At 63.5% G+C, this 1,129-nt stretch carries 2 protein-coding genes; both read right to left on the bottom strand.

Going from position 1 to position 1,129, the window contains the following annotated elements:
* Positions 1–518: ATP-binding cassette domain-containing protein (locus EN879_RS36745; RefSeq protein WP_127274756.1), on the bottom strand; the 518-nt coding region annotated here is incomplete at its 3' end.
* Positions 519–527: 9 nt separating this feature from the next.
* The coding region (locus EN879_RS36740) for an ABC transporter permease (protein ID WP_164774880.1) at positions 528–1,129 on the bottom strand (602 nt) is incomplete at its 5' end.

Genomic DNA, 1,129 nt, shown 5'->3' with positions numbered 1-1,129 from the left:
TATTGTCTGAGCCGCGCGGCAGGATCGGGAATCTGCACGTGCTGCAGAAGTTCGAGCGCTCGCGCCCAAGCCTGTTTGCGGCTGACCTTACGATGCACCCGGATCGCCTCGACGATCTGGCTGCCGACCGTATAGATCGGGTTGAGCGAACTCATCGGCTCCTGGAAGATCATCGAGATGCGGTTGCCGCGCAGCTTGCGCCGGGCGCTCTCGGGAAATTTCAGGATGTTTTGCCCGTCATAACAGACGCTCGAGCCGGGCGACACCGTGGCGCGCCGTGACAGCAGGCCCATGACGGTGCGCGCCGTCACCGACTTGCCCGAACCGGATTCGCCGACGATGGCGATCGTCTCGCCGCGATAGAGCTGGAACGAGATGTCCTTGACCGCTTCGACGACGCCATGCTCCACCTTGAAGGCCACGGCGACGTTGCGGGCATCGATGATCGGCTGGTCCTGGCGTCCATCATGGTCGTGACGGACGATCGGTGCGAAGGATTCGGCGAGCGCGACGGACATCTCAGCACCTCAATAAGGGTCGACGGCGTCGCGCAGGCCGTCGCCCAGCGCGTTGAAGGCAAAGACGGTGACCAGCACAAAACCGACCGGCGACAGGATCCAGGGATAGGTGCCGATGACGGAATAGGTCGCGGTGTCCTGAAGCATCAGGCCCCACGAGATCAGCGGCGGCTTGACGGCGAAGCCGAGGAAACCGAGGAAGGATTCGAGCAGCACCACGGTCGGGATCGCCAGCGTCACGGCGACGATCACATGGCTCATCACATTGGGGAAGATGTGCTGCATGATGATGCGCCGGTCGGTGGCGCCGACCGCCATGGCGGCGCGCACATACTCGATCCGCGCCAGCGCCAGCGTCTTGCCGCGCACTTCGCGCGACATCTGCGCCCAGCCCAAGGCCGACATGACGATGATGACGAAAGCGAGGAAGACGTTGGTGGGAGCGGTGACCGGGATCAGTGTCGTCAGCGCCAGATAGAGCGGCAGCTGCGGGAAGGCGAGCACCAGTTCGACGAAGCGCTGCATCCAGACATCGAACCTGCCGCCGAAATAGCCGGAAACCATGCCGACGGTGGTGCCGATGACGGTGATGATGAAGACGACCGTCAGGG

It is taken from the genome of Mesorhizobium sp. M7A.F.Ca.AU.002.02.1.1 (assembly GCF_003998535.1).
GTDB classification, from domain to species: domain Bacteria; phylum Pseudomonadota; class Alphaproteobacteria; order Rhizobiales; family Rhizobiaceae; genus Mesorhizobium; species Mesorhizobium ciceri.
The sequence above is the reverse complement of the archived record's forward strand: the minus strand, read 5'-3'. Positions and strand labels throughout refer to the sequence as shown.